The sequence below is a fragment of the Promicromonospora kroppenstedtii genome (assembly GCF_044389675.1).
Taxonomy (GTDB): Bacteria; Actinomycetota; Actinomycetes; order Actinomycetales; family Cellulomonadaceae; genus Promicromonospora; species Promicromonospora kroppenstedtii.
Genome location: NZ_JBIRYI010000013.1, coordinates 169,701 through 190,663, shown reverse-complemented (window position 1 = coordinate 190,663; position 20,963 = coordinate 169,701). Strand labels below are relative to the sequence as shown.

Sequence of the window (20,963 nt, the reverse complement as noted above, 5' to 3'; positions counted from 1 at the left end):
TCAGGCTCCCTTGCCGAACGTCGGGTGGTGGGCCGCGCCGAGGGTGACGTGCACGGCCTGCTGGTGGGTGTAGAAGTCGATCGAGCGGTAGCCGCCCTCGTGGCCCAGCCCGGAGGCCTTGACCCCGCCGAACGGCGTGCGCAGGTCGCGCACGTTGTTGGAGTTCAGCCAGACCATGCCCGCCTCGATCGCCTGGCTGAACGTGTGCGCGCGCCGCAGGTCGTTGGTCCACACGTAGGCGGCCAGCCCGTACCGCACGCCGTTGGCCAGCGCGAGCGCCTCCTCGTCGGTGTCGAACGGCGTGATCGCCACCACCGGCCCGAAGATCTCCTCCTGGAAGATCCGGGCCGACGGCGGCACGTCCGCGAAGACGGTCGGCGCCACGTAGTTGCCGGCCGGGAAGCCCTCGGGCCGCCCGCCGCCCGCCACGAGGCGCCCCTCGCTCTTGCCGATCTCGATGTACGACATCACCTTGGCGTGGTGCTCGGGGTGCACCAGCGCGCCCACCTCGGTCGCGGGATCGTGCGGCAGGCCGACGACGACGCGCCGCGCCTGGGCGGCGTAGCGCTCGACGAACTCGTCGTAGACGGCGCGCTCCACGAGGATGCGGCTGCCGGCGGTGCAGCGCTCGCCGTTCAGCGAGAAGACGCCGAAGATCGTCGCGTCGATCGCGGCGTCCAGGTCGGCGTCGGCGAAGACGACGGCGGGCGACTTGCCGCCCAGCTCCATCGACAGGCCCTTGAGGTGCGGCGCGGCGTTGGCGAAGATGGTCTCGCCGGTGCGGCTCTCCCCCGTGAAGGAGATCAGGGGCACGTCGGGGTGCTTCACCAGGGCGTCGCCCGCCTCCTCGCCCAGGCCGTTGACCAGGTTGAACACGCCCTGCGGCAGCCCGGCCTCCGCGAAGATGCCGGCCCACAGCGACGCCGACAGCGGCGTGAACTCGGCCGGCTTGAGCACCACGGTGTTACCGGTGGCCAGCGCGGGCCCGAGCTTCCAGGACTCCAGCATGAACGGCGTGTTCCACGGCGTGATGAGGCCGGCCACGCCGATCGGCTTGCGGTTGACGTAGTTGAGCTGGCGGCCGGGCACCTTGAACGCGTCGTCGGTCTGGGCCACGACCAGGTCGGCGAAGAACCGGAAGTTCTCGGCGGCCCGGCGCGCCTGGCCCAGCGCCTGCGTGATCGGCAGGCCGGAGTCGAAGCTCTCCAGCTCCGCCAGCCGCGCGTCACGGGACTCGACGATGTCGGCCACCCGGTGCAGGATCCGCGAGCGCTCTCGCGGCAGCATCCGGGGCCACGGCCCGTCGGTGAACGCGGCGCGCGCGGCGGCGACGGCGCGGTCGACGTCGGCCGCCCGGCCCGCCGCGGCCTTCGCGTAGACCTCGTCGGTCACCGGGTCGAGCACGTCGAACGTGCCGCCGTCGGCCGAGTCGACGAGCTCGCCGCCGATGTAGTGCTGGATGCTGCCCGGCAGGTCGGCGGGCACTCGGGTGGGGTGGTCGGTCACGGTGTCTCCGGGGTTCGCGAGTCGAGGAAGGCCTGCATGGTGGCCCAGCGGTGGTCCCGCGCGGCGATCTCGATCTCGAGCGGGTCGGCGCGGCGGGCGATCAGGTCGAGGATGTGGGCGTGCTCGGCCACGGAGTCGTGCGCCCGTCCCGGCACGAACGCGAACGTGGAGTCGCGCAGGCCGGAGAGCTGCGCCCAGCCGCGGTGCACCATGTCGAGCAGCAGGGCGTTGGGGCACGACTCGAACAGCACCGAGTGGAACTGCCGGTTCAGGGCGGTGAAGGCGTGCGGGTCGAAGTGGTCGAGCAGGGCGCGCAGCCGGTCGTTCACCTCGGCGGCCCGGTCGAGGTCGGCGCCCGAGATGGCGGGCGCCGAGAGGCCGGTCGCGGCCCCCTCGACCACCCCGAGGGCCTGCATGGCCTCGACGTAGCCCCGCTCGTCGATCATCGCGACGCTCGCCCCGACGTTGCGCTCGAACGTGACCAGTCCCTCGGCCTCGAGCCGCCGGATGGCCTCGCGCACGGGGACCACGCTCATGTCGAGCTCGTCGGCGACGCCGCGCAGCACCAGCCGGTAGCCCGGCCCGAGGTCGCGGCGCGCGATCCGGTCGCGCAGGTAGGTGTAGGCCACCTCCGACTTGCTGGCCGTCACCGGGACTCCCGCCATTCCTGGTAGCGGGCGAGCCATTCCGGGTTGGGCGGGAACAGCCCGTCGATCGGGTGGCCGGCCGCGACCTGCCGCGCCACCCAGGCGTCCTGCTCCTCCTGGGCGAGGGCCGCCGCGGCGACCTCGGCCACCAGGTGCGGCGGGATGACGACGACGCCGTCGGCGTCGCCCACGACGACGTCACCGGGCAGCACCGTCGCGCCGCCGCAGGCCACGGCGACGTCGGTGTCCCACGGCACGTGCCGGCGGCCGAGCACGGCGGGGTGCGGGCCCCTGCTGAAGACGGGCAGGCCGGTGTCGGCCACGGCGCCGAAGTCGCGCACCCCGCCGTCGGTGACCACGCCCGCGGCGCCACGCACCTGCGCCCGCAGCGCGAGCACGTCGCCCAGGGTGGCGGAGCCGGTCTCACCGCGGGCCTCGATGACGATCACCTCGCCGGGACCGACGGTGTCGAACGTGCGCTTCTGCGCGTTGTAGCCGCCGCCGTGGGTCGCGAACAGGTCGGCGCGGTACGGCACGAAGCGCAGCGTGCGGGCGCGGCCGACGAGCGTGGCGCCGTCTACGTTGGGCCGCACGCCCTCGATGATCGCGTCGTCGAGGCCGCGCTTGCGGAGCTGGGCCGAGAGCCCGGCGACCGGCGTGCGGCGCAGCAGGGCGGCGAGCTCGTCGGTGAGCACGAACGGCTCGGGCCCGGGCGGCAGCCCCGCCGCCTCCGCGCTGCCCCAGGCGTCGGCCCGCTGCGCGTCGTCGACCCGGGGCCCGGCCCCCACGTCGGTGAACGGCACCTCGCCCTGCACCACCGTGGTCACCAGCCGGCCCGACGACGGCGCGCCCGGCGCCGTCGGGGCGTCCACCTCCACCTCGACCACGTCGCCGGGCACCACCACGCTGGACCCGGCGGGCGTGCCCGTGAGGATCACGTCGCCGCGCTCCAGCGTGAGGTGCTGGGAGAGGTCGGCCACGAGCTGGGCGAACGGGAACAGCAGCGCGTCGGGCCCGGTCGTGTCCTCCTGCACGAGCTCGCGGTTGACCCAGGTGCGCAGGCGCAGCGCGGCCGGGTCCACGGCGCGGGCGTCCAGGAGCGCGGGGCCCAGCGGCGTGTACCCGTCGCGGCCCTTGGACCGCACGTTGGAGCCCTTGTCGGCCCACCGCAGGTCGTAGACGCCCAGGTCGTTCGCCGCGGTGACGGCGGCGACGTGGTCCCAGGCGTCGGCGACGGTCACGTGCCGGGCGGGCTCGCCGATGACCAGTGCGATCTCGCCCTCGAAGGCCAGCAGCTCGGTGCCGGCGGGGCGCTCGACGACGCCCCCGTTCACGCCGAGCGAGCTGGCGGGCTTGAGGAAGTAGGACGGCGCGGCCGGACGGCGCCCGCGCTGGTCGGCGCGGGAGGCGTAGGCCAGGTGGACGGCGACGATCTTGCCGGGCCGCCGGGACAGCGCTTCGGTACCCATGAGCTCCCTTGCTCCCTGGTGCTTCGTATCACAGATCGTATATGGTCGAGATGGGCCCGGCAACGTCGCCGACCACGGGCAGAAACGGACGAACGATGCAGTTCCACCACCACGGCTACGTGTCCGGCGACCCGCGCGTGCAGCCCGCCGCGGGCTACGGCGTCGGCCGCCCCGCCGAGCTGCCGGACGAGGTCGACGTGCTGATCGTCGGCAGCGGCCCGGCGGGCATGATCGCGGCCGCGCAGCTCGCGCAGTTCCCCGGCATCCGCACGCATGTCGTGGAGCGCCGCGCCGGGCGCCTGGAGATGGGTCAGGCCGACGGCATCCAGGCGCGCAGCGTCGAGACGTTCCAGGCGTTCGGGTTCGCGGAGCGGATCACCGCGGAGGCGTACCGGATCACCGAGATGGCGTTCTGGAAGCCGGACCCCGCCGACCCGCGGAAGATCGCGCGCGCCGCCGTGCCCCCCGACGACTCCGACGGCATCAGCGAGTTCCCGCACCTGATCGTCAACCAGGCCCGCGTGCTCGACTACTTCGCCGAGGTCGCGGCCCGCGGGCCGGCCCGCGTGACCCCCGACTACGGCCTGGAGGTCACCGGGCTCAGCGTCCCCGAGGCCCCGGGCGAGCCCGTCACCGTGACCCTGCGGCACACCGCCGGACCGCGGGAGGGCACCGAGCGCACGGTGCGCGCGGGCTACGTGATCGGGGCCGACGGCGCGCACAGCGCCGTGCGGCAGGCCATCGGCCGCAGGCCCGTGGGCGACCGGGCCAACCACGCCTGGGGCGTGATGGACATCCTGGCGGTGACCGACTTCCCGGACGTGCGCACCAAGTGCGCCATCCAGTCGCACGACGGCGGGTCGATCCTGCTCATCCCCCGCGAGGGCGGGTTCCTGGCCCGCTGGTACGTCGACCTCGGCGAGGTGCCGCCCGGCGGGAGCGCGCGCGTCCGCGCCACGACGCTGGACGAGGTGATCGCGCGGGCGAACCGGATCATCCACCCCTACACCCTCGACGTGAAGGACGTGCCCTGGCACAGCGTCTACGAGGTGGGCCACCGGGTCACCGACGGGTTCGACGACGTGCCCGCCGAGCACACCGGCACCCGCACCCCGCGCGTGTTCCTGACCGGCGACGCCTGCCACACGCACAGCGCCAAGGCCGGGCAGGGCATGAACGTCTCCATGCAGGACGGCTGGAACATCGCCTGGAAGCTGGCGCACGTGCTCGCGGGCCGCGCCCCCGAGGCGCTGCTGGCCACCTACTCCGCGGAGCGGCAGGTGGTGGCCCAGGAGCTCATCGACTTCGACCGCGAGTGGTCGCGGCTCATGGCCACCCGGCCGGAGGACCTGCCCGACCCGACGTATCTCGAGGACTTCTACGTCAAGACCGCCGAGTTCCCCTGCGGCTTCATGACCCGGTACCAGCCCTCCATGATCGTCGCCGGCGCCGCGCACCAGCACCTGGCGACGGGTTTCCCGGTCGGCAAGCGGTTCAAGTCGGCCCCGGTCGAGCGCGTGGCCGAGGGCAACCCGGCGCACCTGGGCCACCACGCCCGCGCCGACGGCCGGTGGCGCCTCTACGCGTTCGCCGACGCCGCCGCCCCGGGCGAGCCCTCGGCGCTGCGCGACTGGGCGCACTGGCTGGGCACCGCGGACGACTCGCCCCTGCTGCGGCACACCCCGTCCGGCGGCGACCCGGACGCCGTCCTCGACGTCAAGGTGGTCTACCAGCAGGACCACCTCGGCGTGGAGTTCGCCGACGTGCCCGAGGTGTTCCGGCCCCGGGTCGGCCCGTTCGGGCTGATCGACTACGAGAAGGTCTACGCGACCGACCCGGACCACGACATCTTCGACCTGCGCGGCATCGACCGCGGGGGCGCCGTCGTCGTCGTCCGCCCGGACCAGTACGTGGCCGCCGTCCTGCCCCTGACCTCGACCGACGACCTCGCGACGTTCTTCGCCGGAGCTCTGCTCCCACAGGGGTAGTGTGTGCCGTGTCGAGGCGGATGCCACCGCCTGCGCTCGAAAAAGGGGCGCGCGACGGGCTCCTGGCCGGGCCCGCCCGGGACACATACGGACCGCACCACTCATCCGTCACTGTTTCCCTGGAGGCCCCGTGCCCACCGTGTCCGCCCATGTCGCCCGCACCGTCGCCCGCCACGTCGACCACGTCTTCGGCGTGATGGGCAACGGCAACGCCTGGTTCCTCGACGCCCTGGAGCGGTCGACCACGGCCCGGTTCACCGCCGTCCGCCACGAGGCCGGCGGCGTCGTCGCCGCCGACGCCCACTTCCGCGCGTCCGGCCGCATCGCCGCCGCGACCGCCACCTACGGCGCGGGCTTCACCAACGCGCTGACCGCGCTGGCCGAGGCCGCCCAGGCCCGGGTGCCGCTCGTGCTGCTGACGGGCGACGAGCCGACGTCCGGGCCACGCCCCTGGGACGTCGACCAGATCGCCCTGGCCGCCGCGGTCGGCGCGCGCACCTACACGGTGGGCCGCGCGGACGCCGCCGCCACCAGCGTCATCGCCATCGAGCACTCCCTGACCTACCGGGTTCCCGTGGTGCTCGCGATCCCCTACGACGTCGCCGCGCTGGACGCCGGCCCGATCCCCGACGCGCCGGAGCCCGTGCTGCCGGCGCCGCTGGCCCCGGCCGGCCCGTTCGACGCCGCCGCCATCACCGACCTCGCGCGGCACCTCGCGGAGGCCGAGCGCCCGCTGCTGCTCGCGGGCCGCGGCGCCTGGCTCGCCGGGGCCGGACCCGCGCTGGGCGAGCTCGCCGAGACCACCGGCGCCCTGACCACCACGACGGCCCTGGGCCGCGGCGTCTTCCCCGACGGCCGGTACGACCTCGGCGTCGCGGGCGGGTTCGGCGCGCACGACGCCATGGAGCTGGTGCGCCAGGCCGACGTCGCCGTGGTGCTCGGCGCGTCGCTCAACCAGTTCACGATGCGGTTCGGCGAGCTGTTCGCGCCCGGCACGCGCGTGGTCCAGGTCGACATCGCGCCCGCCGCCACGCACCGGCACGTGGGCGGGTTCGTCCGGGGCGACGCCGCGCTCGTGGCCCGCGCCCTGGTCGACGAGCTGCACGCCCTGGGCGCCAAGCCCTCCGGCTGGCGCGAGACCGTCGACGTCGCCGGCGCCCGCCGCTACGACACCGGCCCCGCCGACGGGATCGCGCCCGACGGGCGACTCGACCCCCGCAGCGTCGCGCACCGCCTGGCCGGCCTGCTGCCCGCCGACCGGGTGGTCGTCTCCGACGGCGGGCACTTCATCGGCTGGGCCAACATGTACTGGCCCGTCGCCTCCCCCGACCGCATGGTCATGGTGGGCACCGCCTACCAGTCCATCGGGCTCGGCTTCCCGAGCGTCGCGGGTGCCGCCGCGGCCGTGCCCGACGCCGCCGTGGTGCTCACGACGGGCGACGGCGGCGGGCTCATGGCGCTGGCCGACCTGGAGACCGCGGTGCGCACCGCGGCGGGCCGCGGCATCGCCGTCGTCTGGAACGACGCCGCCTACGGCGCCGAGGTGCACGTGTACGGGCGGCAGGGCATCACCGAGGAGCCGATGCTCATCCCCGAGGCGGACTTCGCGGCGCTCGCCGGGGCCGTGGGCGCCGAGGGCGTGGTCGTGCGCTCGCTGGCCGACCTGGACCGGGTGGCGGCCTGGGCGGCCGAGCCCGTCGCGGACCGCCCGTTCCTGCTCCTGGACTGCCGCGTGTCAGGCGCCGTGGTGGCTCCGTACCAGGAGGAGATCCTGCGGGCCAACCGCACCCGATAGCCGTCTGACCTCCGGGAACGGGACCAAGGTCCCGCTCCGCGCGGGGCCGCGGACCCTGCTGCCCGCGCGCGGCCGGCGGGATGGTGGACTCAGGCGCTGGAAGACGTCCGGCGCACCACCTGGAGGACATCATGAGCTCCGTCAGCCACAACCCCGCCGAGTGGGCGCACGGGAGCGCCGCGCAGAGTCAGGCCGCGGCGACCACGCACGTCACCAGCGAGGCCGTCTCCCGATACGCCTTCGCGGGCGTCCGGCTGCTGCTCGCCGTCGAGTTCCTGTGGGCGTTCGGCGACAAGCTCTTCGGCTGGGGCATCGCGACCCCGTCCGACGCCGCCTGGATCCGGGGCGGCTCCCCGACCGAGGGGTACCTGGGCGGCGTCCAGGGCTCCTTCGCCGGCTTCTTCAACTCCATGTCCGGCAACCCGGTCTTCGACTGGCTCTTCATGATCGGCCTGCTCGGCATCGGCCTGGCGCTGGCGCTCGGCATCGGCATGCGGATCGCGGCAGGGGCCGGCGTGGTGCTGCTGCTCCTGATGTGGATGGCATCGCTGCCGCTCGAGAACAACCCGTTCGTGGACTACCACCTGGTCGACGCGGTCCTGCTGATCGGCCTCGCCGCCTTCCTGGCCGGCGACACGATGGGCCTCGGGCGCTGGTGGTCCCAGCTGCCGATGGTCAAGCGGTACCCCGTCCTGCGATGACGACTCGCCCCGTGGTGCCCGTCCCGGTCGTGAACCGGACGGGCACCACGGCTACGGTAGGGCACATGGAGGTACGTGTGTTCCTCGTCGACGACCACGAGGTGGTGCGGCGCGGCGTGGCCGACCTGTTGGAGTCCGAGCCCGGCGTGCGCGTCGTGGGCGAGGCCGGGACCGCCCGGGAGGCGCTGGCCCGGGTGCCCGCCGCCGAGCCCGACGTCGTGGTCCTGGACGTGCGCCTGCCCGACGGCGACGGCGTCACCGTCTGCCGTGAGCTGCGCTCGCGCATGCCGGACCTCGCCTGCCTCATGCTCACCTCGTTCGCCGACGACGAGGCGCTGTACGACGCGATCCTGGCCGGGGCCGCCGGCTATGTGCTCAAGCAGGTGCGAGGCACCGACCTCGTGGAGGCGGTGCTGACCGTCGCCGCGGGCGGCTCGATGCTCGACCCGCGCGCCGCGGCCCGGGTGATGGAGCGGCTGCGGTCGGAGGCGCACCACGAGCCGGACCCGCTGGCGCAGCTCACCGACCAGGAGCGCCGCATCCTCGGGCTGATCGGCCACGGCCTGACGAACCGGCAGATCGGGAGCGAGCTGTTCCTCGCCGAGAAGACGGTGAAGAACTACGTGTCCAGCATCTTCGCCAAGCTCGGCCTGGAACGGCGGGCCCAGGCCGCCGTGCTGGCCGACCGGCTGGAGCAGCAGGACAAGCGGCGCGGCCCGTGAGGGTCACGGGTCCGGCGCGTCGTCGCCGGGCAACGGCACCCGCCACTCCAGGCGGGTGCCGGTCTGCGCGGCGGCCGGGTCGACGGGCCCGACCACCAGCACTCCGCCCGACTCGTCGGCACGCCGGGCGAGGTTGCGCAGCCCGCTGCGGGGCGCGTCCGGCGGGATGCCGACGCCGTCGTCGCTGACCGTGAGCACGACGTCGCTGCCCACCGCGAGCCGGACCTCGGCCCGGGAGGCGTGGGCGTGGCGGGCGACGTTCGACAGGGCCTCGCGCAGGACGGCGACGACGTGCTCGGCGATGTCGGGGGGCACCAGGGTGTCCACGGCGCCCTCGAAGCGCAGCCGTGCCGCGAAGCCGAGGGCGGCGGCGGTGGCGTCGGCCTCGGTGATCACCCTGGCCCGCAGGCCCACCCGGCGTGCGCTCGCGCCGCCCGGCGAGTCCCCCGACTGCAGGCGGTAGATGGTGGTGCGCACCAGCGCGATGGTCTCGTCCACCTCGTCGACCGACCGCGCGATCTGCTCGGCCACGTCCGGGGTCGCCGCGCGGGCCACGCGCTGGAGCGACAGGCCCGTCGCGTAGAGCCGTTGGATGGCCAGGTCGTGCAGGTCGCGCGCGATCCGTTCCCGGTCCCGCAGCAGGGTGACCCGCTCGGCGTCGGCCCGGCCCTCGGCGAGCTCCATGGCGACGGCGGCCTGCCCGGCGAAAGCGCTGAGCGCCTCCACCATCACGGGCGAGAACGAGGGCCTGCCCGACAGGCGCGCCGCGATCAGCACACCCCGGGCGGTGCCCGGCTGCCCGATCGGCCACACGGCCAGCGGGCCCAGCCCGCCCGGCAGCTCCAGCGCCACGCTGGCCCGGTCGTCCGCGGTGGCGTCGTCGGTCACCATCGGCACGCCCGTGCGGAACGTGAGGGCGGCGAACGTGCCCTCGGCCGCGAGCGCAGCGCCCACGTGCGCCTCGGCGTCGAGCCCGGCGGCCGACTGCAGCACCAGGCGGCCGGTGGCGGGGTCGGGCACCGCGATCGCGGTGACGTCGGCGTCCGCGACCTCCCGTGCCTCGGTACCCACCAGGGTGAGCACATCGTGCGGTGAGGAGCCCGCCAGGACGTGGCGCGAGATCCGGTCGTTCGCGCGGGCCCAGCGTTCCCGCAGCCGGGCGACGTCGTAGAGGCGGGCGTTCTCCACCGCCACGCTCGCGGCCGCCGCGAGCGCCTCCAGCACCCGTTCGTCGTCGGCGGTGAACTCTCCGCCGCCGCGCTTGTCCGTGAGGTAGAGGTTGCCGAAGGGCGAGCCGTGGACCCGCAGCGGCACCCCGACGAAGGTCCGCATCGGCGGGTGGTGGGCGGGGAAGCCCACGGAGGCGGCGTGCCTGGACAGGTCGGGCAGGCGCAGCGGCACGGGGTGGCGGATGAGCTCGCCCAGCACGCCGTGCCCGGTGGGATAGGGGCCGATCGCGGCGACCTCGTCGTCGGTCATGCCGACGGTGAGGAACCGGCTGATGCGGCTGTCGGCGTCGAGCAGCCCGAGGGCGCCGTAGCGCGCGTCGACCAGCGAGACGGCGGCCTCGACGATGCGGTGCAGCACGGTCTCGACGTCGAGCCCGCGGCCCACCCCGACGACGGCCTCCAGCAGCACGTCGGTGCGGTCGCGCGGCGCGTCCACCGGGTCCATCGGCACCTCCCGTCGTCAGTCCGGCCGTTCCCGGGGCCACGGTAGCGCGTGGGCACCACGCCGGGCACGGGGACCTTGGTCCCGGGTCACGGGGCCTCCTGGCTCTGCCGGGCGGACGGGGCCGGCTGGTGTGCTGGTGTCAGGCTCGACGGCATCGTGAGGAGACGATCATGAGCATCACCTGGTACCGCGGCATCGTCGTCGGGGTCGACGGCTCGGAGGAGAGCCTGGCGGCGCTGGATTGGGCGGCCCGGGCCGCCGACGTGCACGAGGCCCGCCTGACCGTCGTCGCGTCGCACGCCACGCCCGCGACGCCCGCGCCGGGGTTCGGCGACGCGATGCGGGAGGCGCAGGACGAGGCCCGGCACGCCGCGGCCGCCGCCCGCGCCCGCCTCGGGGGGCACCGGCCGGGCGGGCGGGACCTGGAGATCATCGTCCTGCCGGGCACCGCCGCGCACGTGCTGAGCCAGCACGCCCGCACGTGCGACCTGGTCGTGGTGGGCCGACGGGGCCTGGACGCGCTCGACCGCCTGCTGCTCGGCTCGACGTCGTCGGCCCTGGCGGCGGCGTCCACGGGTGCGGTGGCGGTGGTCCCGGCCGGTGCGTCGACCGGCGACCCGTACCGGATCCGGGTGGGCGTTGCCCGGGACGACGAGCCCGACGTGCTGGGTGCCGCGTTCGCGGAGGCGGCCGCGCGGGACTGCGCGCTGGAGGTGGTGCACGTGACCGGCAGCGACCCGGTCACGTCGGCGCTGCTGAGCATGGACCCGGTGGCCGCGTCGTGGCACGAGGCCGCCCGGGCCGACCTGGCCGACCAGGTGGCGCGGTGGTCGGAGAAGTACCCGCAGGTCGCGTGCACGCTGGTGATCCGGCGCGGCTCCCCGGCGGGCGCGCTGCTGGCGGACCTGACGCCGGACCACCTCGTGGTGGTCGGCGGGCGCCGGCACCCGTCCGTGGTGGGCCGCATGTTGCGCAGCGTGCCCGACGCCGTGCTGCGCGCGGCGCCGTGCCCCGTCCTGGTGGTACACGTCGGGCACCCGGAGGAGTGACTGGTCTGCGCGGATTCGCGCACGTTTGCGGGAGGTCTTGTCACCGGCTAACGGTTCGGCGCGGCGGCAACGTAGCGTCAGCACCGTGAGAGCACGAGCTGGGGCCGTCGCCTGCGCGGCCGTGTTGCTGTTGACCGCCTGCGGACCGAACCCGACCGGCGGGCTGCGGGACGCGCTGGAGCGCGACTACCCGCCGGCGCCGCGGCAGGCCCTGCCCGAGGCGGGCGCGGACCGCGCGGCCGACGTCGACCCCGTCGCCGACCTGGCCCGGCCGCGCTGGCTGCGCGACACCGCGGAGCGCACCGGCATCCCGCGGCGGGCGCTGGCCGCGTACGCGGGCGCGTCCCTGCGGCTCGCCGAGACCATGCCGCAGTGCGGCCTCGGCTGGAACACGCTCGCCGGGATCGGCGCCGTCGAGTCGATCCACGGCAGCTACCTCGGGGCGAGCGCCGACGCAGACGGCCTGGTGAGCCCGCCGATCATCGGCATCGCCCTGGACGGCAGCGAGGGCGTCATGGAGATCCTCGACACCGACGGGGGCGAGCTCGACGGCGACGTGCGCTGGGACCGTGCCGTCGGCCCCATGCAGTTCATCCCGACCACGTGGGCCGACTTCGCGCAGGACGGGAACCTGGACGGCCGCGCCGACCCGCACCAGATCGACGACGCCGTGCTCACCGCCGCCCACTACCTGTGCGCGAGCGGCGGCGACCTCACCAGCGACGACGGCTGGCAGGCGGCGCTGGCGGCCTACAACCGGTCCGTCTCCTACGCCCACGACGTCGCGGACCTGGCGACGTCCTACGGCCAGGAGCCGGACGCCGGGGAGCCGGGGGCGTAGCTCAGCGACCCGGCAGGTCCCGGCCGATGAGCCGGACGATCGCCACCTCGGTCGCGTGCGCCATGTCGACCGAGCCGGGCTCCAGCAGCCACTGGAGCTGCAGGCCGTCCATGGTCGCCACGATGACGCGGGCGGTGGTGGCGACCTCCACGTCGTCCGCCACCTCCCCGAGCGACCGGGCCTCCTCCAGCGCCTCGACCACCAGGGCCAGCAGGCCCTGGTACCGGTCGCGGAAGTAGTCCTGCGCGGGGTGCTCCGCGGTCACGCTCTCCGCCGCGAGCACCGTGTACAGCCGCACGATGCCCTCGCGCTCCATGTTGCGCCGCGACGTCTCCACCAGGTGCCGCAGGAAAGCCAGACCGTGCGGGCGCTCGCTGCCGAGCTCCTCGATGTCGGTCGAGTCGCGCAGGTCGAGCACGCCGGTGAGCAGGCCGGCCTTGGACGAGAAGTAGTGCAGCACCCCGGCCTGGGTCAGCCCGACCCGGGCCGAGATCTCCGCGAGCGACGCGCTCTGGTAGCCGCGCTCCGCGAACGTCTCCATGGCGATGCGCAGGATCTCGGCCCGGCGCTCCGCGGGCGGACGCCGCGTCCGGACGGCCCCGGGTTCTCGTGTCATCCGAGCGAGTCTACGGACCTCTCCCCCCGGGCCCCGGCCGGATACGGGAAACTGCTACCTACCGAGTACTTGGTAGGTAGGGGTAGGCTCGCCCCACATTCCACCCATCGAGGGAGTCGCAATGACGCGCACCACCCGCACCGGGTCCATCCGGACGACACTCGCCACGCTCGGCGTCCTGACCCTCGCCGCCGCCGGGATCGCCCCGGCGGCTGCGTCCGGCCCCGCCGGCACTCCGGCCACTGCCCAGGCCGCCGCCCCGACCAGCGCCCGGGTCTGGGTCACCACCGCCGACGGCGGCCGCAGGCTGACCGACGGCGGCACGCTCGCCTTCGACACCGGCCCGCAGGCCACCGACATCCGGGTCAGCCCGGACCAGGTGTCCCAGCGGTTCACCGGCGCGGGCGCGTCCGTCACGGAGGCTTCGGCCGCACTGATCAGCGGTCTGCCCGCGGGTACCCGCGACACGCTGCTGCGGTCGCTGTTCTCCCGCTCCGACGACGGCATCGGGCTGAACTACCTGCGCCAGCCGCTCGGCAGCACCGACTTCAACTCGGGCGGCTTCTACACCTACGAGGACACCCCCGGGCAGTTCAGCATCGCGCGCGACCAGCAGCAGATCCTGCCCGTGCTGCGCCAGGCGCTGGCGATCAACCCGAACATCCGGTTCATGGGCAGCCCGTGGTCCCCGCCGGCCTGGATGAAGTCCGGCGGCTCCCTGAACGGCGGCAGCCTGCGCGCCGAGAACTACGACGAGTACGCCGACTACCTGGTCCGCACGATCCAGGCGTACGCGCAGCAGGGCGTCACGCTGAGCGACCTCACCGTGGCGAACGAGCCACTGTTCGCCACGAGCTACCCGTCCCTGAGCATGTCCGCGGCGGAGCAGGCCCAGTTCCTGCGGGTGCTCGACGCCCGGCTGACCAGCGCCGGGCTGGGCACGCAGATCTTCGCCTACGACCACAACTGGGACCGCCCCGACTACCCGCTGGAGGTCTTCTCGGGCACGCAGGGCATCTCCCGCGTCGTCGGTGCCGCGTTCCACTGCTACGGCGGCTCCCCCGAGGCACAGGCGCAGGTCGTGGCCGCCGGCAAGCGGGTCTACTTCACCGAGTGCTCCGGCACGGACAGCGACGACGCCGCGAACACGTTCGGGGACACCCTGGTCTGGCACGCCGAGAACCTCGTGGTGCGCAACATGCGCAACGGCGGCGAGACGACGATCAGCTGGAACCTCGCGCTGGACCAGAACGGTGGCCCGCACCAGGGCCACTGCGGCACGCGGTGCAACGGTGTGGTCCAGATCGCCGGCGGCACCGTGACGCGCAACGCCGAGTTCTACGTGCTGGGCCACCTGACCAAGTTCATCGACGCCGGCGCACGCCGGATCGGCTCCACCAGCGAGCAGTCCGGCGGCCTGCAGAACGTCGTCCACCAGAACCCGGACGGCACGCGCGTGGCGTACGTCGTGAACGCCTCCTCCGGCAGCCGCACCTTCTCCATCACCGACGAGGGCCGCTCCCTGACCCACACGCTGCCCGGCCGGTCCGTGGCCACCTACACGTGGGACCCGCAGTCCACCACCACGCCCGCCGACCCGGATCCGGCGTCGTGGTACCAGGTGGCCTCGTCCGCGAGCGGCAAAACCAGCGCTGGCGCTTCACGCCCACCTCGGGCGGGTTCTACCAGGTGACCAACCAGCACGCGGACAAGGCCTGGGACGTCGCGGGCGGCGCGGGCGCCACCGGCGACGGCGTCGCCGTCCAGCTCTGGTCCTACGTGGGCGGCACCAACCAGCAGTGGCGCCCGACGACGACGGCCGCCGGAGTCACGTTCACCGCCCGGCACAGCGGCCGCTGCCTCACGCTCGGCACGCCGGTCGGGTCCGACGGCACCCGGTTCACGCAGCAGGCGTGCACCGGGTCCGTGGCCCAGACCTTCCGGCTCAGCCGCGTGAGCTGAGGCGGGCCGCCGCGCGCACGCGGACCACGGCCGTGGCGCCGACCACGGCCACGGCGGCCGCGAGCGCCGCGGCGGCCGTCGGGGCCGAGTACGGCGCACCGTCCCAGCGCTCGACGGCGATCCAGGCCAGACCCCAGGCGATGGCCAGGGCCACCGCCACGGGCCCGCCGCCTCGCACCGCGAGGGCGACGCCGATGACACCGACCACCGCGAGGACGCCGACGGCCCACCAGTCGGGGGCGAGGCCGGCGCCGTCGAACCCGGCGCTGGTCAGCGCCGCCGCGATGTTGGCCGCCGTGGCCACGCAGACCCAGCCGAGATAGACGCCCAGCACACCGTCGACCAGCACACGGTCGAGCGCGCCGGCGGCGCGGCTGCGCAGCAGGATCAGGAAGACCCGGATGAGCAGCGTCAGCAGCGCCGCGATGACCAGCACGCTCACCCAGAGCCAGCCGGCCTGGACCACCAGGATCCACGCCGCGTTGAGCAGCATCGTGCCGGCGACCGGGAGCCGCAGGCGCCGCTGCCGCTCCTGCGCCGCGGGCGTCGGCGCGTGGAACCACTGCAGCACCGTGTACCCGGCGAGCCCGACGTAGACGACGGTCCACACCGAGAAGGCCGCGGAGGCCGGGGCGAGCAGCGTGGCGTCGGTGTCGAGGGCTCCCCCGGCCGCCGCGTTGACGGACGTGCCACCGAACACGCCGACGCCGATCATGGAGCCGATGACGCAGACCACGAAACTGACGGTGACGACGATCCGCTGGACCAGGTCGTGCGACGTGCTGTGTGCCATGAGCCCTCCTCGGACGGGCCGGACGGCCCCCTCTGCCTGCCCCAGCAGGCAACCACCCGGCGAATATGACTAGCCTATCTAGTAAATCGCTCGGCTTCATGTTTTGGAGAAAGGTTGGTGCCCCCATGCCCCGAGTACTCGTCACCGGAGCCACCGGATACATCGGCGGACGGCTCGTGCCCGAGCTGCTGGCCGCCGGGTACGACGTGCGCGTGCTGGCCCGGCACCCCGAACGGATCGCCTCGCGGGACTGGTCCGGCAACGTCGACGTGGTCAAGGGCGACGCCACCTCGCGCGACGACCTGCGGCGGGCGCTCGACGGCGTCGACGTCGCCTACTACCTGATCCACGCGCTGGGGGCCGGGTCCGGGTTCGCCGAGCGCGACCGCAGCACGGCCCGCGGCTTCGCGGTCGTGGCGCGCGAGGTCGGCGTGGGCCGGGTGGTCTACCTCGGCGGCCTGTACCCGGAGGGCGAGAAGCTCTCGCCCCACCTGGAGTCCCGCCGGGAGGTCGAGCAGATCCTGCTCGACGGCGGCGCCCCCACCGTCGTGCTGCGGGCCGCGGTGATCCTCGGCTCCGGCAGCGCCTCGTTCGAGATGATGCGCTACCTCACCGAGCGGCTGCCGGCCATGGTCGCGCCACGCTGGATCAACAACCGCATCCAGCCCATCGCCGTGCGCGACGTGCTGCGCTACCTCGTGGGCGCGGCGTCGATCCCCGTCGAGGTCAGCCGCGGCTTCGACATCGGTGGGCCGGACATCCTCACCTACCGCGAGATGATGCAGCGCTACGCCGCCGTCGCCGGGCTGCGCCCGCGCGTGATCCGCGCCGTCCCGGTGCTCACCCCCGGGCTGGCCAGCCTGTGGGTGGGCCTGGTGACACCTGTTCCGCCGGGCATCGCGCGGCCGCTCGTCGGCTCGCTGGTGCACGAGGTGGTGGCCCAGGAGGACGACATCAAGCAGTACGTGCCCGACCCGCCCGAGGGCCTCATCGGCTTCGACGAGGCGGTCGCGCTCGCACTGGCCCGCATCCGCGACCTGGACGTGCGCACGAGCTGGGTGTCCGCCTCGACGCCGGGAGCGCCGTCCGACCCCCTGCCGGACGACCCCGACTGGTCCGGCGGGAGCCTGCTGGTCGACGACCGCTCCAGCAGGGTCGACACCACGAGCGACGCGCTGTGGACCGTGATCGAGGGCATCGGCGGCGCCCACGGCTGGTACTCCTGGCGGCTGGGCTGGGTGGCGCGCGGCCTCATGGACCGGCTCTTCGGCGGCCCCGGGCTGCGGCGCGGCCGGCGGCACCCGCACCGGCTCGCCGAGGGCGACGCGCTCGACTGGTGGCGCGTGGAGAAGATCGAGCCCGGGCGGCTGCTGCGGCTGCGCGCCGAGATGCGCCTGCCGGGCCTGGCGTGGCTGGAGCTGTCCGTCGAGGACGCGGACGCGGCCCGGCCCACGTTCCGCCAGCGGGCCGTCTTCCTGCCGCGCGGGCTGCCCGGCCAGCTCTACTGGTGGGCGATCAGCCCGTTCCACGGCATCGTGTTCGGCGGCATGCAGCGCAACATCGCCCAGGCCGCGGCCCACGCGGCGCGAGCCGCGGACGCCGGCCCGCCCGCCTAGTCAGGACGCCGACGGCGTCCGCGACCGGGAGTCCGGGTGCCCGTCGGTCTCGGGCGTCGCGCGGGACCGGCGACGGCGGCCGCCGAGCCGCGAGCCGGCGCCCGGGACGCTCGCGTCCCACGCCCGCGCGACGCCCAGATGACGCAGGTGGGCGTCGGTCACCGTGACGCCGTCGGGCCCTATCCAGTGCTCCACGCCGAACCGCTCGTCGGTCGCGGCGTCCCAGCGGCGCATGAACGGCGTGCCGTTGTCGGTGATCACGACCGAGCCGTAGGTGGCGGGCAGCGGCTCGGCCGGCAGGTGGATCACCGTGTAGACCCCCGCGAGGTCAGACGGACCGACCGACGACACGCTGTACCAGTTACCGTCCCTGTCCCGCTGGATCGCGTACCCGCTCGCGTCGAGGGCGACGCTCAGGTGCGGCAGGTCGGCGTCGAGAAGCTCCTGGCTGTTCTGGTACACGGTGCCGACCTGTGCTGCCTGGGTCATCGCGGAGTTCTCCTTGACGTCGAATCGGGGATATCACCCATCCAAGCGGATTAGTCATGATTTGGCTGGTCTAACCTTGATAACCGCCCGTGAGGTCGCCCACCTTGGCTCTTCAGCCCGTCAGGGTGCAGAGTGGGTGCAGCGTCGGATTCGTAGAACAGGACAGGCGTGAACGACATCAAGCCCTCGCCGGCCGCGGTCGAGGCCGCGCTGGCCCCCGGCCACCGGGCCCCGGTCGGCCGTTACCGCCTCGATCTCACCACAGGACGATGGGCCTGGTCGGACGAGGTCTATGCCATGCACGGGTTCGGCCCGGGCGACGTGGTGCCGACGACGGAGCTGGTGCTGTCCCACAAGCACCCCGAGGACCGCGAGCGCGTCGACCACGTCTTCCGGAACGCGGCGGCGACGGGTGAACCGTTCAGCACCGTGCACCGCATCGTCGACGCCAAGGGCCGCACCAGGACGCTCGCCGTCACCGGCCAGGCCAAGCGCGACCCGGCCTCCGGGGCGATCACCGAGCTCGCCGGGTACTTCATCGACGTCACCGCCGCCAGCCGCGAGCAGGCGCAGCGCGAGGCGTCGGCCGCGATCCGCGCCTCCTCGGAGAGCCGGGCGTCCATCGAGCAGGCCAAGGGCGTCGTCATGGTCAGCTTCGGCATCAGCGACGAGGAGGCGTTCGCGCGGCTGCGGGAGGCGTCCAACCAGCGCAACGTCCCCGTGCGCGAGCTCGCCACCGGCCTCGTCGAGTGGTTCGCGGACGCGAAGATGACGCAGTTCCCCACCCCCGAGCAGGTGACGGCGTTCCTCGCCGCACCGGTCGGCCTGCCGAACGGCGGCTGAGCAGAGCCGATCGAGCGTCAGCCGACCAGCCGGAAGATCGGGAAGACCCGCCCCTCCGCGGTCTTCTCGTACTCCGCGAAGCCGGCCGAGAACTCCTTGAACCGGGCCCACATGGCGTCGCGCGCTTCGCCGGACAGCTCCTCGACCTTGGTCCGGACGGTCTCGACGGGTTCGCCCGGAACCTCGATGTCCACCTGCTCGGCCCGGCGCAGGCCGTAGACCCACGCGGGGTTCCGGGGCGAGCCGCCGGCGCTCGCCACGATGTACCGGGCGCCGTCCTCCTGGATCGCCGCGAGCGGGGCGATGCGGACGCTGCCGTCCTTGCGCGGCACGTGCACGAGCACGAGCCCCTTGCCGAACCGCATGGGTTCGTTGACCTCGCCGCCGTTGGCGCGGAAGGTGTCGACGATCTGCTGGTTGAAGTCCATGCCCGGGGCAACGCGGCGGGGGCTAGCGGCATTCCACGAGGTCATGGGCCAGTTCGGGACCAGGCCTTGCCTAACGATATATCTTTGATCTATCTTTGGAGCGTCGGTTGAGCCACACGTTCCCGACCGGCAGGACGTACGAGACGCCGTAGTGCGCGAGATCGCGCACCGCCTCGCCCCGCCGCTACACGTAGGAGACAGATCATGCGTACACACGACAACCACTCACAGGACCCCGGTTCCTCCGGCCGTCGCGGCGGACGCCGCCGCGGCTTCCTGCCCACGTTCGAGGGCCCGACGTTCGGCCCGGTCTACGCGATGGCCGGCGGGCCGGGCCCGGAATTCGGCCCCCGCGACTTCGGCCCGGGCTTCGGTCCGGGCGGAGGCCCTCGCGGCTTCGGCCCCCGCGGCCCCCACGGCGGCGGACGCCGCGGCTCCCGCGGCCCGCGCCGCGCCGGCCGCGGTGAGATCCGCGCCGCGATCCTGCTGCTCCTCGCCGAGCAGCCGATGCACGGGTACCAGATCATCGGCGAGCTGGCCGACCGGACGGACGGACGCTGGCGCCCCAGCGCAGGCGCCGTCTACCCGGCGCTGTCGCTGCTCGCCGACGAGGGCCTCGTGGTCCTCTCCGAGGACGGCGGCCGCAAGCTCGCCACGCTGACCGACGAGGGCACCACCTACGTCGAGCAGCACAAGGACGAGCTCGGCACCCCGTGGGAGCAGGTCGGGCACGGCCACGGCCGCGAGCTGCGGCACGAGGTCCGCGCCCTGGCCGACGCCGTCGAGCAGGTCGCCCGCACCGGCACGCCCGAGCAGGTGGCCGCGGTCTCGAAGCTGCTCGAGAAGGCCCGCCGCGAGGTCTACCTGACCCTCGCGGGCGAGGCGCCGACGTCGGACGCCTGACCGGCATGCACCAGCCGCCGCCTGATCGCTCTCACGGGAGGTCAGGCGGCGGCCGCGCGTTCCACCACGAAGCGGCGCGTCCAGTCGGAGCCGGACGTGCCGCGCACGTCGCAGTCGTACACGTGCTTGTTGTGCTCGGCGGCCTCGCTGAGGCGCTCCAGCTGCTCGGGCGTGAAGACCGGGATCCGGTCCAGGAGCGGCATCACGGCACGTGTGAAGTTCCACGTCGCCGAGTCGTGGAAGGCGCGGCTGAGCTGCTCGGCGAGCGCGCCCTGCAGGGCCGGGATCGCGACGAGAGCCGCCATCAGGGAGGCCGCCACGGCCTCCGGCTCGGCGGCGCGGCACGGGACCGACTGGTACTTGCCGAGCAACCCATACGGCTGGGCGCCGAAGGCCAGGGGCACGGCCGGTACCCCGCGACCGAGCACCCAGCCGACCTCCTGGTCGCACCACTCGCTGGCGCAGAACTCACCGACCACGAAGGCCGCCAGCGCGTCGCAGTCGGTGAGCGCCGCCTCGACGACGTCCTGCCACTGGGCCGTTGGGCTGATCGAGGTGTGCGCCACGAAGCCCTGCACGCGGTACGGCCGCAGTGCCTGGCTCACGTCGTCGACCAGGCCCTTCTGGTCCGACAGGTGGCTCATGAAGATCTTGAGCCCGTCGCCGTCGAACGGTGACCGCTCGGCGATCACCAGGCGCTGGTAGAGCCCCTGCAGGCTGCTGAGCGGCGTGGCGTCCAGGACGCCGACCAGGTACGAGTGCGCGTCCTCGACGACGCCGAGGCTCGTCACGGAGAGCTCGTAGTCGTCGAGGACGGACCGCATCTCGGTCAGGGTCTGCCTGCCGAGCGCCGCGGCGCACGCCTCGACCATCGCGCTCCGGCGGTTGGACGTCATACTCATACCTTCAGATTGCCGGAAC

General features: G+C 74.0%; 20 protein-coding genes. 11 read left to right on the top strand and 9 right to left on the bottom strand.

All coding sequences use genetic code 11. The features are described from left to right. The 3 genes from hpaE to ACH47X_RS20560 are packed head-to-tail and all read right to left on the bottom strand — an operon-like array spanning position 1 to position 3,622. On the bottom strand, positions 1 to 1,506 hold the full coding sequence (gene hpaE / locus ACH47X_RS20570; protein WP_397406464.1) for a 5-carboxymethyl-2-hydroxymuconate semialdehyde dehydrogenase: 1,506 nt from the start codon (positions 1,504 to 1,506) through the stop codon (positions 1 to 3). Continuing rightward, positions 1,503 to 2,171 carry a GntR family transcriptional regulator gene (locus tag ACH47X_RS20565; RefSeq protein ID WP_397406462.1) on the bottom strand — a complete coding sequence of 223 codons (669 nt, stop codon included), beginning with the start codon at positions 2,169 to 2,171 and terminating at the stop codon, positions 1,503 to 1,505. The genes hpaE and ACH47X_RS20565 overlap by 4 nt, the downstream gene beginning before the upstream one ends. After that, positions 2,153 to 3,622, bottom strand: coding sequence for a fumarylacetoacetate hydrolase family protein (locus ACH47X_RS20560; protein ID WP_397406460.1), 1,470 nt, complete (start codon positions 3,620 to 3,622; stop codon positions 2,153 to 2,155). The genes ACH47X_RS20565 and ACH47X_RS20560 overlap by 19 nt, the downstream gene beginning before the upstream one ends. Positions 3,623 to 3,717: 95 nt before the next feature. Between ACH47X_RS20560 and ACH47X_RS20555 the strand changes: the two genes are divergently transcribed. The 4 genes from ACH47X_RS20555 (at position 3,718) to ACH47X_RS20540 (ending at position 8,828) form a co-directional block, all read left to right on the top strand. Then, entirely contained in the window at positions 3,718 to 5,610 is a 1,893-nt protein-coding gene (locus ACH47X_RS20555) for an FAD-binding monooxygenase (RefSeq protein ID WP_397406458.1), read from the top strand. 130 nt (positions 5,611 to 5,740) lie between these two features. Continuing rightward, a complete protein-coding gene (locus ACH47X_RS20550) occupies positions 5,741 to 7,405 on the top strand; it encodes a thiamine pyrophosphate-binding protein (RefSeq protein WP_397406456.1) in 1,665 nt (554 codons plus the stop codon). A 131-nt stretch (positions 7,406 to 7,536) separates the two neighbouring features. Further along, positions 7,537 to 8,106 carry a hypothetical protein gene (locus ACH47X_RS20545; protein ID WP_397406454.1) on the top strand — a complete coding sequence of 190 codons (570 nt, stop codon included), beginning with the start codon at positions 7,537 to 7,539 and terminating at the stop codon, positions 8,104 to 8,106. 65 nt (positions 8,107 to 8,171) lie between these two features. Then, entirely contained in the window at positions 8,172 to 8,828 is a 657-nt protein-coding gene (locus tag ACH47X_RS20540) for a response regulator transcription factor (protein ID WP_397406452.1), read from the top strand. 3 nt (positions 8,829 to 8,831) lie between these two features. Here the strand turns inward: ACH47X_RS20540 and ACH47X_RS20535 are convergent, their stop codons facing one another. Continuing rightward, the gene (locus tag ACH47X_RS20535; RefSeq protein ID WP_397406450.1) at positions 8,832 to 10,502 is read right to left on the bottom strand and encodes a sensor histidine kinase; all 1,671 of its coding nucleotides are present in this window, start codon (positions 10,500 to 10,502) and stop codon (positions 8,832 to 8,834) included. Between the two features lie 170 nt (positions 10,503 to 10,672). Here ACH47X_RS20535 and ACH47X_RS20530 point away from each other — a divergent pair, with 170 nt between their 5' ends. Both ACH47X_RS20530 and ACH47X_RS20525 read left to right on the top strand, forming a co-directional pair. After that, complete coding sequence (locus ACH47X_RS20530) at positions 10,673 to 11,551, top strand: universal stress protein (RefSeq protein ID WP_397406448.1); 879 nt, start codon at positions 10,673 to 10,675, stop codon at positions 11,549 to 11,551. An 85-nt stretch (positions 11,552 to 11,636) separates the two neighbouring features. Further along, positions 11,637 to 12,392 (top strand): lytic transglycosylase domain-containing protein, encoded by a 756-nt coding sequence (locus ACH47X_RS20525; protein ID WP_397406446.1) that lies wholly within the window; start codon positions 11,637 to 11,639, stop codon positions 12,390 to 12,392. 1 nt (position 12,393) lies between these two features. Here ACH47X_RS20525 and ACH47X_RS20520 read toward each other — a convergent pair whose 3' ends face one another. After that, positions 12,394 to 13,008: a TetR family transcriptional regulator gene (locus ACH47X_RS20520; protein ID WP_397406444.1), complete on the bottom strand. Its 615-nt coding sequence runs from the start codon at positions 13,006 to 13,008 to the stop codon at positions 12,394 to 12,396. A gap of 121 nt (positions 13,009 to 13,129) precedes the next feature. On the opposite strand from ACH47X_RS20520, the gene ACH47X_RS20515 reads away from it, so the two are divergent. Both ACH47X_RS20515 and ACH47X_RS20510 read left to right on the top strand, forming a co-directional pair. Continuing rightward, on the top strand, positions 13,130 to 14,701 hold the full coding sequence (locus ACH47X_RS20515) for a glycoside hydrolase family 30 protein (protein ID WP_397406441.1): 1,572 nt from the start codon (positions 13,130 to 13,132) through the stop codon (positions 14,699 to 14,701). Continuing rightward, positions 14,698 to 14,970 carry an RICIN domain-containing protein gene (locus ACH47X_RS20510; RefSeq protein WP_397406439.1) on the top strand — a complete coding sequence of 91 codons (273 nt, stop codon included), beginning with the start codon at positions 14,698 to 14,700 and terminating at the stop codon, positions 14,968 to 14,970. The genes ACH47X_RS20515 and ACH47X_RS20510 overlap by 4 nt, the downstream gene beginning before the upstream one ends. Here ACH47X_RS20510 and ACH47X_RS20505 read toward each other — a convergent pair. Beyond that, positions 14,954 to 15,763, bottom strand: coding sequence for a tryptophan-rich sensory protein (locus tag ACH47X_RS20505; RefSeq protein ID WP_397406437.1), 810 nt, complete (start codon positions 15,761 to 15,763; stop codon positions 14,954 to 14,956). The genes ACH47X_RS20510 and ACH47X_RS20505 overlap by 17 nt on opposite strands. A 125-nt stretch (positions 15,764 to 15,888) precedes the next feature. On the opposite strand from ACH47X_RS20505, the gene ACH47X_RS20500 reads away from it, so the two are divergent. Further along, positions 15,889 to 17,379 carry an SDR family oxidoreductase gene (locus tag ACH47X_RS20500; protein ID WP_397406435.1) on the top strand — a complete coding sequence of 497 codons (1,491 nt, stop codon included), beginning with the start codon at positions 15,889 to 15,891 and terminating at the stop codon, positions 17,377 to 17,379. Here the strand turns inward: ACH47X_RS20500 and ACH47X_RS20495 are convergent, their stop codons facing one another. Further along, positions 17,380 to 17,868: a hypothetical protein gene (locus ACH47X_RS20495; RefSeq protein WP_397406433.1), complete on the bottom strand. Its 489-nt coding sequence runs from the start codon at positions 17,866 to 17,868 to the stop codon at positions 17,380 to 17,382. A gap of 168 nt (positions 17,869 to 18,036) precedes the next feature. Between ACH47X_RS20495 and ACH47X_RS20490 the strand changes: the two genes are divergently transcribed. After that, the gene (locus tag ACH47X_RS20490; RefSeq protein ID WP_397406431.1) at positions 18,037 to 18,711 is read left to right on the top strand and encodes a PAS and ANTAR domain-containing protein; all 675 of its coding nucleotides are present in this window, start codon (positions 18,037 to 18,039) and stop codon (positions 18,709 to 18,711) included. 17 nt (positions 18,712 to 18,728) lie between these two features. On the opposite strand, the gene ACH47X_RS20485 is transcribed toward ACH47X_RS20490, so the two are convergent. Beyond that, complete coding sequence (locus tag ACH47X_RS20485) at positions 18,729 to 19,139, bottom strand: nitroreductase/quinone reductase family protein (protein ID WP_397406429.1); 411 nt, start codon at positions 19,137 to 19,139, stop codon at positions 18,729 to 18,731. A gap of 204 nt (positions 19,140 to 19,343) precedes the next feature. Between ACH47X_RS20485 and ACH47X_RS20480 the strand changes: the two genes are divergently transcribed. Then, entirely contained in the window at positions 19,344 to 20,042 is a 699-nt protein-coding gene (locus tag ACH47X_RS20480; protein ID WP_397406427.1) for a PadR family transcriptional regulator, read from the top strand. A gap of 41 nt (positions 20,043 to 20,083) precedes the next feature. On the opposite strand, the gene ACH47X_RS20475 is transcribed toward ACH47X_RS20480, so the two are convergent. After that, positions 20,084 to 20,938, bottom strand: a complete 855-nt coding sequence (locus ACH47X_RS20475) for a TIR domain-containing protein (protein WP_397406425.1) — start codon at positions 20,936 to 20,938, stop codon at positions 20,084 to 20,086. Between the last annotated feature and the right edge of the window lie 25 nt (positions 20,939 to 20,963).